At 34.2% G+C, this 16,560-nt stretch carries 14 protein-coding genes; all 14 read right to left on the reverse strand.

The window, feature by feature from the left end; genetic code table 11:
* Nucleotides 1–104 precede the first annotated feature (104 nt).
* The 14 genes from trmD to recG all read right to left on the reverse strand — a co-directional run bounded on the left by trmD (nucleotide 105) and on the right by recG (nucleotide 16,461).
* Nucleotides 105–842, reverse strand: coding sequence for a tRNA (guanosine(37)-N1)-methyltransferase TrmD (gene trmD, locus MHI13_RS13765; protein ID WP_064210555.1), 738 nt, complete (start codon nucleotides 840–842; stop codon nucleotides 105–107).
* Nucleotides 842–1,345 (reverse strand): ribosome maturation factor RimM, encoded by a 504-nt coding sequence (gene rimM / locus MHI13_RS13770; protein WP_030064768.1) that lies wholly within the window; start codon nucleotides 1,343–1,345, stop codon nucleotides 842–844. Before rimM ends, trmD begins: the two co-directional genes overlap by 1 nt.
* Before the next feature lie 262 nt (nucleotides 1,346–1,607).
* On the reverse strand, nucleotides 1,608–1,883 hold the full coding sequence (gene rpsP, locus MHI13_RS13775) for a 30S ribosomal protein S16 (protein WP_002453071.1): 276 nt from the start codon (nucleotides 1,881–1,883) through the stop codon (nucleotides 1,608–1,610).
* Between the two features lie 675 nt (nucleotides 1,884–2,558).
* Nucleotides 2,559–3,926: a signal recognition particle protein gene (gene ffh, locus MHI13_RS13780; RefSeq protein ID WP_002435148.1), complete on the reverse strand. Its 1,368-nt coding sequence runs from the start codon at nucleotides 3,924–3,926 to the stop codon at nucleotides 2,559–2,561.
* 29 nt (nucleotides 3,927–3,955) lie between these two features.
* Entirely contained in the window at nucleotides 3,956–4,288 is a 333-nt protein-coding gene (locus tag MHI13_RS13785; protein ID WP_002435170.1) for a putative DNA-binding protein, read from the reverse strand.
* Nucleotides 4,275–5,534, reverse strand: coding sequence for a signal recognition particle-docking protein FtsY (gene ftsY, locus MHI13_RS13790; protein ID WP_002435227.1), 1,260 nt, complete (start codon nucleotides 5,532–5,534; stop codon nucleotides 4,275–4,277). The genes MHI13_RS13785 and ftsY overlap by 14 nt, the downstream gene beginning before the upstream one ends.
* Nucleotides 5,531–9,100: a chromosome segregation protein SMC gene (gene smc, locus MHI13_RS13795; protein WP_340761314.1), complete on the reverse strand. Its 3,570-nt coding sequence runs from the start codon at nucleotides 9,098–9,100 to the stop codon at nucleotides 5,531–5,533. The genes ftsY and smc overlap by 4 nt, the downstream gene beginning before the upstream one ends.
* A 126-nt stretch (nucleotides 9,101–9,226) precedes the next feature.
* Nucleotides 9,227–9,940: a ribonuclease III gene (rnc, locus tag MHI13_RS13800; RefSeq protein ID WP_211181864.1), complete on the reverse strand. Its 714-nt coding sequence runs from the start codon at nucleotides 9,938–9,940 to the stop codon at nucleotides 9,227–9,229.
* A gap of 140 nt (nucleotides 9,941–10,080) precedes the next feature.
* Entirely contained in the window at nucleotides 10,081–10,314 is a 234-nt protein-coding gene (locus tag MHI13_RS13805; RefSeq protein WP_001830184.1) for an acyl carrier protein, read from the reverse strand.
* Between the two features lie 589 nt (nucleotides 10,315–10,903).
* Nucleotides 10,904–11,638, reverse strand: a complete 735-nt coding sequence (gene fabG, locus MHI13_RS13810; protein WP_002435264.1) for a 3-oxoacyl-[acyl-carrier-protein] reductase — start codon at nucleotides 11,636–11,638, stop codon at nucleotides 10,904–10,906.
* Nucleotides 11,631–12,557 (reverse strand): ACP S-malonyltransferase, encoded by a 927-nt coding sequence (gene fabD / locus MHI13_RS13815; RefSeq protein ID WP_002435219.1) that lies wholly within the window; start codon nucleotides 12,555–12,557, stop codon nucleotides 11,631–11,633. Before fabD ends, fabG begins: the two co-directional genes overlap by 8 nt.
* Nucleotides 12,550–13,536, reverse strand: coding sequence for a phosphate acyltransferase PlsX (gene plsX / locus MHI13_RS13820; protein WP_064210553.1), 987 nt, complete (start codon nucleotides 13,534–13,536; stop codon nucleotides 12,550–12,552). Before plsX ends, fabD begins: the two co-directional genes overlap by 8 nt.
* Nucleotides 13,529–14,098, reverse strand: a complete 570-nt coding sequence (gene fapR / locus MHI13_RS13825) for a transcription factor FapR (RefSeq protein ID WP_002435186.1) — start codon at nucleotides 14,096–14,098, stop codon at nucleotides 13,529–13,531. Before fapR ends, plsX begins: the two co-directional genes overlap by 8 nt.
* Nucleotides 14,099–14,412: 314 nt before the next feature.
* Nucleotides 14,413–16,461, reverse strand: coding sequence for an ATP-dependent DNA helicase RecG (gene recG / locus MHI13_RS13830; RefSeq protein WP_340761318.1), 2,049 nt, complete (start codon nucleotides 16,459–16,461; stop codon nucleotides 14,413–14,415).
* Nucleotides 16,462–16,560: the final 99 nt, after the last annotated feature.

Here is a 16,560-nt window from a genome sequence, read left to right on the forward strand (position 1 = left end):
ATAAATTCTCTCCTTCAACCTATGTTCTTGCCTAGACAAAAGTATAGCAGCGGATCATAGTGATTTTTAGTGTTTTTTCACACTTAAATTATGTTAGCATAACGCTACTTGTTTTTCAATTGCTTTTTGTACGTTTCTAAAATTTCTTTATCTTTTTGACTGAGCTCATAATTTTCTAAAAGATCCGGTCGTTTTTCGTAAGTGCGAATCAATTTTTGTTCATGTCTCCATTGTTCAATGTGAGCGTGATTTCCGGATAATAAGACATCCGGCACCTTCATTTCTTTATATTCTCTTGGTCTTGTATATTGAGGAAATTCTAATAATCCATCTGAAAATGAATCATCTTGATGGGAAGCTTCATTGCCTAACACTCCAGGAATTAAGCGCACAATTGCATCAGTAATAGTCATTGCAGGTAACTCTCCACCTGTAAGCACATAATCTCCCATAGAAATTTCATCAGTAACAAGATGCTCTCTGATTCGTTCATCATAGCCCTCATAATGACCACAAATAAATACAATATGTTGCGCTTTACTTAACTCTTGAGCTATCTCTTGAGTAAAAGTTTTACCTTGAGGACACATCAATATCACACGCGTATCGTCATCTCTTTTTAAATCTTCCATAGCATTAAAAACAGGCTCAGGTTTTAACACCATGCCTTGCCCACCGCCAAATGGGTAATCATCTACTTGATTATGTTTGTTGATTGAATAATCTCGAAAATTTATTGTATTTACATCAATAATTTCTTTATCTTGAGCGCGTTTCAAAATCGAATGATTCAGCACACCATCAAACATTTCTGGAAATAACGTTAAATAATCAATTTTCATTAATCTAACAATCCTTCCATAGGTGTAATTTTAATTGATCTACCTTCCACATCTATATCTTTAACCACATCTTCAATGTATGGAATAAGATACTCTTTATCTCCTTTAACAACCCACACATCATTGGCGCCAGTCTCAAAGATATTAATTACGCGACCGATAGGAGTATCTGTATCATCAAAAACTGTACATCCTATGATATCCGAATAATAAAACTCATGTTCATCCAACTCGATATCTTCATGATCACGTTCTTGATATAGATAATCACCTTTGAGATGTTCAATATCATTAATATTGTTTATTCCTTCAAATTTTAACATGTGAAACCCTTTATGTATGCGATAAGATGAAACAGTATATTCGATATCTTCATTATTGTGTTTAACAATTAAATTTTCACCTGGTTGAAATCGTGTTTCTGTAAAATCTGAATTCGACTTAACTTTAATTTCGCCTTTAATTCCATGTGTATTTACAATTTGTCCTACTTCTACTTCCATTCAACGCCCCTCCTAGTCTATCTATTTTTAACTTTCTTGAAAATGAATTATGTATATTTTATCACGTATGCGTGGTTATATAAAAAGTGATATAACAATCATTTCAAATTGTTTGGAAATTACGATGTAAGCATGATATATAAGAGAAACTTTAGAAAAAAGAGAATAAGTCATACCTCTTTTAAATGTGTTTAATTCTATCCAAAAGTTAAAAAAGTCTGAGACATTAATAATGTCTCAGACTTACAACAATTTAAGCTAATTATTTAGCATTTTTTTGTTCATCAAATTTTTTCAAGATACCTTCTCTTGATAAAATGTTGTGAACTGTATCTGTTGGTTTAGCACCATCGTGTAACCATTTTAAAGCTAACTCTTCATCAATTTTAACTTCTGGTGCATTAACATTTGCTGGATTGTAAGTACCTACTTGCTCGATGATACGACCATCACGTGGTGAACGTGCATCAGCAACTACGATACGATAGAATGGGTTTCTTTTAGAACCTAAACGTGTTAAACGAATTTTAACTGCCATTTAAATTACTCTCCTTTATGTGTTTTCATTTTATTTTCTACAAGAATAAATATTAACAGTTACACAAAAGTTTGTAAAGACTTTTTTCTTTACCAAATCTAGATTTATGAAATAAATCGTAGATTTGGTTATGCATGAGCTTTAGCTCAAGCGTTCCTTTACTGAATTTATGAAATAAATCGTAGATTTGGTTATGCATGAGCTTTAGCTCAGGCGTTCCTTTACTCAATTTATGAAATAAATCGTAGATTTGGTTATGCATGAGCTTTAGCTCAGGCGTTCCTTTACTCAATTTATGAAATAAATCGTAGATTTGGTTATGCATGAGCTTTAGCTCAGGCGTTCCTTTACTGAATTTATGAAATAAATCGCAGATTTGGTTATGCATGAGCTTTAGCTCAGGCGTTCCTTTACTCAATTTATGAAATAAATCGTAGATTTGGTTATGGGAGCGAGACAGAATTCATCATGAATTCGTCTTCTCGTCCCCGCACAATTGATTAGGGTATTATAAGCATAATTCCCAATCAATCACTGCGTATATGAGCTTTAGCTCAGGCGAACCTTTATATTTATTTAGTTAGTGGGACTTACACACTAGCTTTTAGCTAGGGTTTCCACAATAAATAAACATCGAACAATCATCAAAATTGTCCGATGTTTTAAAAATGTTTATTAAAATGGTAAATTCATACCTTTTAACATATTCTCCATTTGGCTTCGCTTACCTTTTTTACCTTTGCCGCCACCAGTAAATTGTTTCATCATTTTCTTCATATCATTGAACTGTTTCATAAGACGATTGACTTCTTGTAATGAACGACCAGAACCTTTAGCTATACGTTTCTTACGAGAAACATTTAGTGTTTCTGGGTTTGAACGTTCTTTAGGAGTCATAGACTGAATAATCGCTTTAATATGGTCAATTTGTTTGTCGCTCATATTAAGCTTATCCAATCCTTTCATTTTGTTCATTCCAGGAATCATTTTCATAATATCATCTAAAGGACCTAAGTTTTTAACTTGATCTAATTGTTCTAAGAAATCATCCAATGTAAATGAAGAGTCACGCATTTTCTTCTCTAAATCTTTAGCTTTTTCTTGGTCAACATCTTGTTGTGCTTTTTCAATTAAGCTTAACACGTCACCCATACCTAAGATACGAGAAGCCATACGTTCAGGATGAAATAGTTCTAAACCATCTAATTTCTCACTCATACCTACAAATTTAATAGGTTTCTGAGTCACCGAACGTATAGATAGTGCAGCACCACCACGTGTATCACCATCAAGTTTCGTTAAAGTTACACCTGATACATCTAGTTGATCGTCAAATGATTGCGCAACATTGACAGCATCTTGACCTGTCATTGCGTCAACAACTAGCATAATTTCATCTGGTTTAGAAATTTCTTTAACTTCTTGTAACTCATTCATTAACGCTTCATCAATGTGTAAACGTCCCGCTGTATCGATGATGACAAAATCTAAATGTTCTTCTTTAGCATGTTTCAATGCATTTTCAACAATTTGTTGAGGCTGAACTTGGTCACCTTCACTATATACAGGTATGTCAATTTGTTTACCAACAGTTTGTAATTGGTCAATCGCAGCTGGACGATAAATATCTCCTGCAACTAACATCGGCTTTTTATTATATTTTTTACGCATTAATAATGCTAATTTACCAGCAGTTGTAGTTTTACCGGCACCTTGTAAACCAACCATCATGACAACAGTAGGTGGTTTATTTGCCATTTTAATAGATGTGTTTTCTCCACCCATCAAGCTTGTAAGTTCTTCTTGAACAATCTTAATCACTTGTTGACCGGGTGTTAAAGATTGCATAACATCTGAACCTAAAGCACGGTCAGAAACAGTTTTAACGAACTCTTTAACAACTTTAAAGTTAACATCGGCTTCTAATAATGCTAATCGTACTTCTCGCATCATTGTTTTGATATCCGCTTCAGTAACTTTACCCTTACCACGCATTTTTTGCATCGTGGCTTGCAATCGATCGGATAATCCTTCAAATGCCATTACTAGTGCCCTCCTTTTTTTAATTATTACTACTCTAACTCTTCTAATTGAGCGATATATTCTTTTAGTAAATCTGGATTATTAAGAGATTGTTTCATTAAATCATAAATTTCTTGGCGTTTCTCAAATCTTCTATATAAACCTAGTTTAGTTTCATAATCTTCTACTAAATCGCCAGTTCTTCTTATATTATCATAAACTGCCTGTCTACTCACTTCAAATGTATCGGCGATTTCACTTAATGAATAATCTCGTAAATAAAATAATTCTAGATAGCTTTTCTGCTTTTGAGTTAATAATGATTGATAAAAATCAAACAAATAATTCATTCTAATTGTTTTAACTAAATCATCTTGGCCCATCTTGAGTACCTTCTTCAGTTTCATTCGATGATTCATCAATTAATTCATCAGGAATATCTTCATTTTGTTCGATCATATCAGCAAATAAACCGTATACGTAACTTTCAGGGTTAAATGGTTGTAAGTCATCAAGTTTTTCACCTAAGCCTACATATTTAACAGGGATATGCAATTCATTACGTATGGCAAGAACGATACCACCTTTAGCAGTACCATCTAATTTGGTTAATACAATACCTGAAACATTTGTCACGTCTTTAAATGAACGCGCTTGTGACAACGCATTTTGACCTGTTGTAGCATCTAAACATAGTAATGCTTCATGAGGTGCATCAGGGATTGCTCGACTAATTACACGTTTCATTTTATCAAGTTCTTGCATTAAGTTAGATTTATTTTGTAGACGACCTGCAGTATCACAAATTAAAATATCTACACCTTTATTTTTTGCGGCGTTAATTGCATCGTATACTACTGCTGCTGGATCAGAGCCTTCACTCTGACTTACAACTTCCACGCCTACACGGTCTCCCCAAACTTTTAATTGTTGGATTGCGCCAGCTCTGAATGTATCTCCAGCTGCAAGCATCACTTTTTTACCTTCTTGTTGATATCGATATGCTAACTTACCAATTGTAGTGGTCTTACCAACACCATTGACACCAACCATTAAGATAACGTTCAATCTACCATCTTCAAGATTCATTGCTTCTGAATGATCGTCTTCTTGGTGATAAATCTCGACAATTTTTTCAACAATAACTTCACGTAAATCTTCAGTTTCCTGAATATTGCGTCTTTGCGCTTCCGTGCGTAATTCATCTGTCAATTTCATTACTGTATTGAAACCAACGTCAGCCGTAATAAGCATTTCTTCAAGTGCTTCAAAGAAATCTTCGTCTACTTTTCTATAGCGTGCAATTAAATTATTTAACTGTTCTTGGAAATTTTGACGTGATTTTTCTAAACCAGCTTTAAATTTCGCACCAATTTTTTGGGCTTCAATTTCTTCAAAGTCCTCAATTGAGATTAAACCATCTTCGTCGAAATCAGCTTCACTTAATTTTTTTGGTTTTTTCTTAGGTTTAGGCTCTTCGATTGTATCAGTGACATTTGGTTCACCTGATTCACTTGATGCATCCGAATCACTTGTTTCGTCTGATTCCACATCTTCAGTTAATTCTTTTTGAATCTCATCTTCACTTTTACCTGAAAATTTATCTTTTAAGCGTTTAAAAAAACTCATGCTTGTTCCTCCTTCATAACCTCATCTATAGTATTTAGGTTAACGCTAACTAACTTAGAAACACCTGACTCTTGCATTGTGACTCCATATAAACGGTCAGAGAACTCCATCGTTCCTTTACGATGAGTAATAACTATAAATTGTGTTTGTTCTGATAGTTCATTTAAGTATTGAGCGTAGCGAATCACATTCGCTTCATCTAACGCTGCCTCTACCTCATCTAGTATAACAAATGGAGCAGAACGTACCTTAAGAATTGCAAATAATAATGCTATAGCACTTAATGCACGTTCACCACCGCTTAATAAAGAAAGATGTTGAAGCTTTTTACCAGGAGGTTGAACAATAATATCAACACCTGCTGATAAGTAATCATCCTCTGTTAAACGTAGTTCAGCTTGTCCGCCACCGAATAATTGTTTGAAGACAGTTGTAAAGTGGTCTTGTACCGCATGGAATGTTTCTTTAAAACGTCCTTCTACTTCACGATCCATTTCATTAATGATTTGTTCAAGTGTCTCTTTAGCTTCTCTTAAATCCGTGCGTTGCTCATTGAGGAAGGTATAACGTTCATTTAATTCCTCGAACTGTTCAATAGCATTTAAGTTTACTGGACCCAACTCATCTATAGACATCTTCGTAAGTTTGACTTTCTTACGTAGACTTTCAATAGGTTCATTAGATTCATAAAAAGCGCGTGCTCTCTCTACAGTTAACTGATATACATCATTCAGATGGTCTATTGCGTGATTAATCAACACATCTAATTTTGATTGTTTTGCTTTAATATCTTGATAATGATTTTCGATAGCTAAAATATCTTGATGACAAACTTGAAGCTGACTTTCATTATTCTCAATCGTTTCATTTAGATTGATACGTTGTTGTTTAAGTTCTTCATGTTGTTGATTAAGCTGATCACGTGCCTCTTCTTGTTCTTGAATTTGAGATTTCAAATCCTCAAATGCTTGTTCACCCATCATTTCGTCAGAATTAAACAGCCTTATTTTCTCTTCAACAGTCTTAATTTGTTGCTGCGTTGATTCTTCTTGTTTAACTAAACGTTCAATCTCGACTTTTTGAGATTTTATTCGCTCTTTCACCACTGCTAAATCGGATTGTTTTTGATGAAGTTGTTGTTGGGTTTTAGTTGTTGATTCTTTACCTTCTTTAGACAATTGAGTATAACGTTCAATTTCACTCTCTAATTCAGTCAATTGTTGTTGGATTTCAGATAAAAGCGCCTGTTTTTGCGTTAAAGTTTCTTTACTTTTATCACTTTGATAACCATCATTTTTCTCAAATTCAAATTCTTCATGTTCGTTCTTAAGATGCGTCTCTTGTGTTTTTAAACGATCTAACTCTAATTCATGATGATGCACTTTTTCTTTTAACGTATTATATTGTTGGCTCGCATCGAAATACTGCTCACTTAATTGTTCGGACTTGTCTTTTAATTCTTTAAAATGACGTTCAAAATCTGCAGTTTGGCGTTGATAATCCTCAAGTTGATGACGCATTTTTGATAGTTCATCCTTTTGAGAAAGAATACTTTTCGATTTTCGTGCACCACCGCCAGTCATTGAACCACCAGGATTAACTACATCTCCTTCTAAAGTTACAATTCGAGTACGATAACGTATAGCTCTAGCTAATTCATTAGCATGTTTTAAATCATTAACGATGATTGTATTTCCTAATAAATTTTCAATGACACTTTGGTACTTGGAAGAAACATTTACAGCATCTGACGCAATATTAATAAACCCTTCAGTTTGACGAGCTATCTCTTTAATATCTGACGCAATATGTCGTGGCTTAATAACATTTAAAGGTAAAAATGTCGCACGCCCTAAATTGCGTTGCTTTAAAAATTGAATCGCCTGTCTCCCATCTTTCTCATTATCAACGATGACATGTTGAAGTGATGCACCTAAAGCTGTTTCTATTGCTTGAGTCATTTGAGATGGAACATCAATCACTTCAGCTACTGCGCCATGAATTCCTCTCAATTCGTTATCTTTAGCTTTGAGAATGTGTTTAACCCCATTGAAGAAATACGTATAATCCTCCTCTTGAGTAGCTAAACTATCAATTCTAGATTTTAATTTTTCATTATATCTGTAGGCTTGATACAGCTTATCTTCATATTCAGATTGCTGTTTTTTAGATTTGGTTAAATCGTTTTCAATACGGTGAATGTGTTGTTCCGCTTCTGTTAAAGCCTTTTTAGAAATTTCATAACTTTTTTCAGTTTCATTAATATTATTTTGTATCTCTTTTAACTGATTAAATGCTTCAACAAGTCTCGAATCTAATCTAGATTTTTTTGCTTCGTTTTCATTAATCGTATGTTCAAGAAAACGTATATCATTATTAACGTCCGATTGTTCAGACATTAGCGTATAATAATTATTCTTAATTTCTTCAAGCTTTTCATCGTGTTGTTCATCAGATACGTACAGAAGTGACTCTAGATCTTGTACTTCTTTATTTAGATGTTTCTGTTTACCTTTAAGTTCATTTAACGTTTCTTCATTTTGTTGCTTTTCATGATCAATCGATTCAATTTGAGCATTCAAGTTCTCAAGTTCTTCTTCATATCTAGCATTTGTTTCTGATTGATTCTTTTTACGTTCTTCTAATACATTTAATTTCCCAGTGAGTTGTTCATATGTTTCTGTTGTTTTAACTAATTCATAGTTTAATTTTTCAATATCATAATCAACTTGCTGACGTTCGCCCTTGAACTTTTGCAACAATTGATTTACTTGAGCTTGTTGTGCTTCTTTATCTGCTTGCTGACTTTTCAACTCATTTAAACGTTGGTCTAATTTAGTGTTGTCTTCCGTATATTGATCGATGTCGTGTACCGTAACGATAACATCACTTTGTTCCATTTGTTTGGATAACTGTTGATATTCTTTAGCAATTGCTGCTTCTTCTTTAAGTGGTTCAACTCGACCTTCTAAATCATATAAGATATCTTCAACACGAGTTAGATTATCTTCAGTATGATCTAACTTGTTAATAGATTCAGCTTTCCGCTTTTTATATTTTAATACGCCAGCTGATTCTTCAATAATTTGTCGTCGGTCGATAGGTTTAGCGTTTAAAATTTCGTCAACTCTACCTTGTGAGATGATGCTGAATGCTTCTTTTCCTAAACCTGAATCTAAAAAGATTTCAATAATATCTTTTAAACGAGCACGATCGTTATTTAAGTAGTATTCACTTTCTCCACTACGGTATAGACGCCGAGTGACTACTAATTCATCTGAATCAATCTGCAATTTTTTAGAATGATTATCTAATTTGAGTTTTACTTCAGCATAGTTTTGAGCCTTTCTATGTTCTGCTCCTGAAAAGATAATATCTTCCATTTTAGAACCACGTAACGATTTAGCTGATTGTTCACCCAATACCCATTTAATTGCATCAGTAATATTACTTTTACCACTACCATTAGGACCAACAATAGCTGTCACACCTTTATCAAATTGGACATTGGTATGGTCGGCAAAAGACTTAAATCCTATGGCATCTATTGATTTTAAATAAACCATCTTATTCTCCTTATCACATTCATGTTGAGTTTATCAGCATGTCACAATACAATCTCATTATTACTATTTCTAATTAATTAATAATTATGTATGCGTATGCTTCTCTATAGATGTCACTCATCTACATTAAAATGACTCATTTTTCTTCATTGACTTATAAGCTTGCTCGGCTGCCTTTTGTTCGGATTCTTTCTTCGTCTTTCCTTTACCCTCTGCAACTGCATTATTTTCTAAAATAACTTCAGAAGTAAATAACCTATGGTGGGCAGGACCCTCTTCTTTAATAAGGCGATAGGTCACATCACCTTTATTTTGTCGATGTACGTATTCTTGAAACTGTGTTTTAAAGTCGACCACACCAACTAATTCATCATCTTCTACATATGGGAAAATGACTTTCTCAGCAAATTTCCATACAGTATCTAAACCTTGGTCTAAATATAGAGCACCAACAAATGCTTCAAAAGCATCAGATATTAATGATGGTCTAGTTCTACCGCCTGTTTTTTCTTCACCTTTACCCAATAAAATAAGTTCATTTAAATCAATTTTATTTGCAAATATTACAAGTGAGGGCTCACAAACAATTGTTGCACGCATCTTTGTCAGATTACCTTCTGGCAAATGAGGATGCTTATCAAACAAATAGCGTGAAACCGTCAATTCTAATACCGCATCACCTAAAAATTCTAAACGTTCATTATGATCAAGTCGATTCATATTAAAATCATTGATAAAACTCGAATGTGAGAACGCTTGTTGATACAAATCGATATTATTAAAATTAAAACCCCACTCATTCATTTTGTTGGTAAATTTTTGTTGAAATTCTTTGACCATCTCTCTCTTTTTATGGTTAGCCACTGCCTAACCTCCTAACTCTAAAATAAATAATTATACATCTTAATTTTACGTGAAAATAAAGTAAAACTAAAGAAAAAATCTGAGCCGACGTGAGTGACGACTCAGATGTAAGTTTATTATTTTTCTAAGCTATTGATGTACTTAACAGCATCACCAACAGTGTTGATTTTTTCAGCTTCTTCATCAGGAATTTCAGTACCAAATTCGTCTTCTAATTCCATTACTAATTCAGCGATATCAAGTGAGTCAGCGCCTAAATCATCTTTGAATGATGCGTCTTCAGTTACTTTGTCAGCATCAACACCTAAACGGTCAACGATGATATCTTTTACTTTATCGAAGTTTTCCACGTCGATTCACCTCCTTTAAAAGTGTCTATCCATAGACTACTATATTTTCCCATTTTACTTTCTAAAATACAAGTAGAATTTTTAGAAACACTTAGCACTTTAGTGCTTAGTGTTTCTTATGCATGAGCTTTAGCTCAGGCGTTCCTTAAATTAGCTTAGCACTTTAGTGCTTATATAGTATCACTTTCATTTTAATGATTAGTGATACTTACACAATGGCTTGTCCATTGTGATCATTAAAAAGTAATTGCTTTAATACTTCTTTCATTACAATCGCTTTCCGGTTGCATAAGTAACACTAACTTTCACTTCGTGAAAGAAGTGGAGTTGCACTTCATGACTTTCTTGAAACTTCTTTTATGCTCATTTCTCTTGTCATTAGTGCTTATTTTATGGATTACAACCACTTTACGGTTGCATAAGTAACACTAACTTTCACTTCGTGAAAGAAGTGGAGTTGCACTTCATGACTTTCTTGAAACTTCTTTTATTCTCATTTCTCTTGTCATTCGTGCTTATTTTGTGGATTACAACCGCTTTACGGTTGCATAAGTAACACTAACTTTCACTTCGTGAAAGAAGTGTTACTTTACATATACATACCACCATTAACATGAATTGTTTGACCAGTGATATATTTAGCTTTATCTGAAGCTAAGAATGCAACTGTATTAGCAATATCAGTATCTTCACCAAAGCGTGCTAACGGAATTTGCTCTAACATTTGATCTTTAAGTTCATCACTTAAAGCATCAGTCATATCAGAAACAATAAAGCCTGGAGCCACTGCATTAACAGTAATACCACGTGAAGCTAACTCGCGAGCAGATGATTTAGTTAAACCAACCACTCCTGCTTTAGTTGCTACATAGTTTGCTTGGCCAGGATTACCCACTGCACCAACAACACTTGATAAATTAATAATCGCGCCTCCGCGTTGACGTAACATTTGAGGCGTCACTTTTTGAATGCAATTAAATACACCTTTTAAATTTGTGTCAATCACATCGTCCCATTCTTGTTCTTTCATACGCATTAATAAATTGTCTCTAGTAATACCAGCGTTGTTCACTAATACATCAACAGAACCAAATTGACTTACAACTTCTTTAATCATAGCCTTCACTTCGTCGCCATTCGCCACATTAGCTTGAATAGCAAAGCTATCTACACCTTTAGCTTTGATTTCTTCAACAACAGCTTCTGCTTTATCTTTACTACCTGCATAATTGACAGCTACATTATAACCCTCTTCAGCTAATTGTAATGCGATGCTACGTCCAATACCACGTGAAGCACCTGTAACTAAAGCACTTTTACTCATTTTCATTCCATCCTTTCACATCTTCAAGTGTTTGAATTGAAGTAATTTTAACGTCTCTATTAATTTTCTTAATTAATCCTGATAATACTTTACCTGGACCAATTTCAATAAAGTGATCTACACCTTGTTCAATCAACCATTCTGTTGATTTTATAAACTGTACAGGTGAATACAATTGTTTTACCATATTATGTTTAATCACTTCCGCGTCCGTTTCACCTTGTGCGTTAAAGTTTTGGACAACAGGGAATTTGGCATCATGCCATTCAAATTCATTAATGTAAGAAGCGAAATCTTCTTCAATCACGCTCATCATAGATGAATGGAATGGTCCTGAAACTGCTAGAGGAAGTACACGTTTAGCGCCTAAAGTTTTTCCTTCTTCAACCAATTTATCAATTAAAGTTTTATGACCTGAAACAACAATTTGTCCTGGTGAATTAATGTTGGCAGGTTCAATTATTTCTTCTTCATTAGATAAATCTTTACAAATTTTATCAACTTCTTCGTAGTCCAATCCAAGTACAGCAGCCATACTACCTACACCATTAGGAAATGCTTGAGCCATAAGTTGTCCACGTTTACGAACAATCTTAACCGCATCTTCAAATGAAAGTACTCCACTAGCTACTAAACTTGAATATTCACCTAAACTATGTCCCATTGTGTAATCAGCATTTAAATTTTGTAACGCCTCTAACAGTGCCACACTATGAGTTAATAAAGCTGGCTGAGTATTCTCAGTTTCACCTAGTTTACCTTCTTCATCAGTAAACATTGTTTCTAATAAATCGAAATCAAGTGCTTCTTGTGCTTGATTTAAGATTTCAGTTGAACGTGTTTCTTCATTATATAAGTCACTTGCCATTCCAACTTTTTGAGCGCCTTGACCAGGAAAAATAATTGCCGTTTTACTCATTTTTACCACCCACCGTTTCTCTCATTGTTTGAACTATATTTTCTTCTCCAGCGATTTTAGCTTGTCTAATGGCTGAGTAAAATGCTTTAGCATTTGAACTACCATGTGCCTTTACAACAGTTCCATCTAAGCCTAAAAGTACTGAACCACCATATTCGGAGTAGTCCATTTTCTTAGAGAATGCGTCTAGGTCTTTCTTAAGGATAGCACCCGCAATTTTATTTTTAAAACTACTTAAAATAGTTTCTTTTAACATTTTACCAATTGATTTTGCTGTACCTTCTAGATTCTTTAATACCATATTTCCAGTATAACCATCGGTAACAACTACATCTGTATTACCATCCATTAACGTTTTAGCTTCAATGTTACCTTGGAAATTAAATGAATGATCATTTTCAAATAATTCGTAAGCTTTTTTAGTTAAAGAATTACCTTTAGCTGCTTCAGTGCCTATGTTTAAAAGTGACACTGAAGGATTCTTTATACCACGAATCTTTTGAGCATAGATATTACCTAATTGTGCGTATTGTAATAGATGTTCTGCCTTAGCATCCGCATTAGCTCCTACATCTAAAAAGACAAAGCCCTTTCCATCCATTGTTGGTAAGGTAACTACTAATGCAGGTCTTGAAACACCTTTTATACGACCAACAATAAACAATCCTGCTGACATTAATGCTCCAGTGTTTCCGGCTGAAACACATCCATGAGCTTCTCCAGATTTGACAGCTTCTGCCATCTTCACCATTGAGCTATCTTTCTTACGTTTAATTGCACGAACAGGTTCATCTTCCATTTCAATTTTTTCAGAACAATGTCTAAAATCAATACGATCATGATTTAAGTTGTATTGTTCTTTATCTCCAAAAAGAATTATCTCTAAATCTTTAAAATCTTCTACAGCCTTTTTAACTGCATCGAGTACGATACCTGGTGCATCATCTCCACCCATCATATCAACTGCAATTTTAACCATTGAATTCATCCTCACTTATATAAAACATTTTAAATTTCCCTTTAAAAACTAATTTATCTTTCACATATGAATTAACTTCTATAATATAGTGCTTACATGTTTTATCTATAACTTGAGCCTTTGCTCTTACCGTATCATTTAATTTCACTTTTTCGATAAATTCAACCTGACTTTCTTGTGTCAGTACTGTTGGATTATGTATTAATGCCACGCACAAAGAATTAGCCTGGGCAAAGAGAATATGTCCTCTAGCAATTTGAGTTTTAGCAAAGACAGTATCTTCAGTAATTTCTATTAAAGACTGTGCTTCGATATCAGGCTCAACTTGTATTAAATCTCCAATAATTTCATTAGCTTCAATCGATCTAATTTGGCCATAATTTTGTTCTGCCACTAACTTAATTCTTTTACGTAACTCAGGAATATTTAAATGCGTACGGTCTAAGCGAATTGTTTGAATACTCACTCCAAACTTTTCGCAAAGTTCATTATCAGTAATAAAGGGGTTAGCATCAATTGCATTTTGAATAGCTATTCTGCGTTCGTCTTTCTTTAGTTTCAAACTTTCACCCCTCATTTTAGTACCAAGTCTTAAATATTCCTAACATATCATAACACTTTCTGATTCAATTCCTCAACAAATAACTGCAACGGGGCTTTTAATTCATTAAGAATATCTATCACCGATTGCTAGAAATAAATTTATTAACTAATGTAATACAACATCAGTGGTCACAATGATGGAATTTAGTTTAAATATATAATCCCTACTTCCATGGCCGGTTGCATCTCTTTACGAAATGCTCTGTGTAGGGAACACCTCAATTTGCACTGTCTGTTGACTTTCGCTCTCGAAAGTCTCTGTGCTGGGGGCCCCTAATCAAAACTGGTGTGTAGGAGGTTGTTTTGGATGAAGTTTCTGAGTTGTGTATAGTGTTGTTGGAAGAATTGTCCTGATTGTATGAGTTCGGCTGCTTCGTCTCTTGCTACTTCTAACATGCGGTAGTCTTCTACTACGTTTGCCACGAGGAAATCTGGTAGTCCACTTTGTTTGACTCCAAAGAAATCTCCTGGACCTCGCATTTCTAAATCTCGCTCACTTAGTTCAAATCCATCTGTAGTTTGAGTCATAATTGTCATACGCTCTATACCTGTCTCTGTCTTAGGAGAAGCAATAAGTACACAATAACTTTGATGTTCACTTCTTCCCACACGTCCACGTAATTGATGTAGCGTAGATAAACCAAAACGATCTGCATCATAAATCATCATAAATGTAGCATTAGGAACATTAACGCCGACTTCAACTACAGTAGTTGAAACAAGTATATCAATGTCTTTATCACTGAATCTTTGCATCACTTCATCTTTTTCATCAGAGGTTAGTTTACCATGTAATAATCCAACTTTTTCAGCGCCATAATATTCTTGTAACGATTCGTATAGCGCAACCACATTTTGAACATCTTCTAAGTGCTCTGAACTCTCTATCAATGGACAGATGACATATGCTTGTCTACCTTTACGTAATTCGCTCGTCATTTGTGCTAAGACTTGCTCATACTGTTCATGTTTAGCCCAACTTGTGATGATAGGCTTTCTACCTTTAGGTAATTGCTTAATAGAAGAAACATCCATTTCTCCAAACACTGAAATCGCTAACGTTCGAGGTATTGGTGTTGCTGTCATAAATAAAACATTCGTCATAGCACCTTTTTCTCTCAACATTTGACGCTGATTAACACCAAAACGATGTTGTTCATCTGTAATCACTAAACCAACATTTTCAAAAACTACATCATCTTGAATAAGTGCATGTGTCCCTATTAAACAATCAATTGAGCCATTCTCCAACTGCTCTAACAGAATACGTCGTTTCTTACCCTTAACCGAGCCAGTTAAAAGTGCGACATTCATCGTATCTCCAAATAATTCAATTAAACTTTCAGCATGTTGCTCAGCCAATATCTCTGTAGGTACCATTAAAGCAGATTGGAAACCTGCTGTTTTCAATGCGTACATACAAATTGCCGCGACTACTGTTTTACCAGAACCTACATCTCCTTGAAGTAAACGATGCATTCGAATAGGTGCCTTTAAATCTCTAAATATTTCATTAACACTTGTTTTTTGCGCATCTGTGAGTTCGAAAGGCAAGCGATTGATAAATTGTTTAACTTTAGATATATCATATTCGATTTCAATCGCTTCATCTGATGACTTCTCTAAACGATTCAACCACTGCATGCGTAATTCAAACATAAAAAGTTCTGTAAATGCATATGTGCGACGTGCTTTTAAAAGACTTTGTTTATCCTTAGGGTGATGTAAAGTGCGTAGTGTATATTCTAATGTTTCTAATTTATACTTTTCTCTTAAATCGTCTGATAACCACTCATGTATCGTGACATCCTCTAATGCCTGTCTAATGTTATCTCGAATTTGTTTCTGTTTAATACCTTCTTTAATACGATACACAGGCTCTAACTGAACATCATCTTGAGTTGTTTGTTCATTAAAGAACATACGATTCCCATTAATTTCTTGCTTAGCACGATTCCACTTGCCTTTGACAGTCACGGTACCGTGTAATTCAATTTTCTTTTTCAGATAAGGCTGATTGAAGAAGACACACTTAACCGCAATGTTGTTCACCATTATATGAACGGTTAATTTAGACTTATTTCTACCAAAAAAAGCTACCGCCGGTGTCGAATATACTTCTCCTTGTACAGTAACTGTCGATTGATCTTCAGCCTGGTTTAGGTCAATCACAGTATTATCTTCATAACGTGTAGGTAAATAGAGTACAAGATCTTCTACAGTGTTTATATTTAATTCTTCTAATATAGTTAATCGTTTCGGACCAATTCCTTTAATTTTGTCTAAAGTGTAAGGACTTTCGATTAAATGTACTTTTGTCATGATCCATCACCTAAAACTTTATAATGTTTTTCTCCAATAGTCATTGTATATTTTATCATGTTCATCCTAATTATTTGATTCACACGCGTTATTTATTTT

The sequence above is a fragment of the Staphylococcus sp. FSL K6-0223 genome, assembly GCF_038008285.1.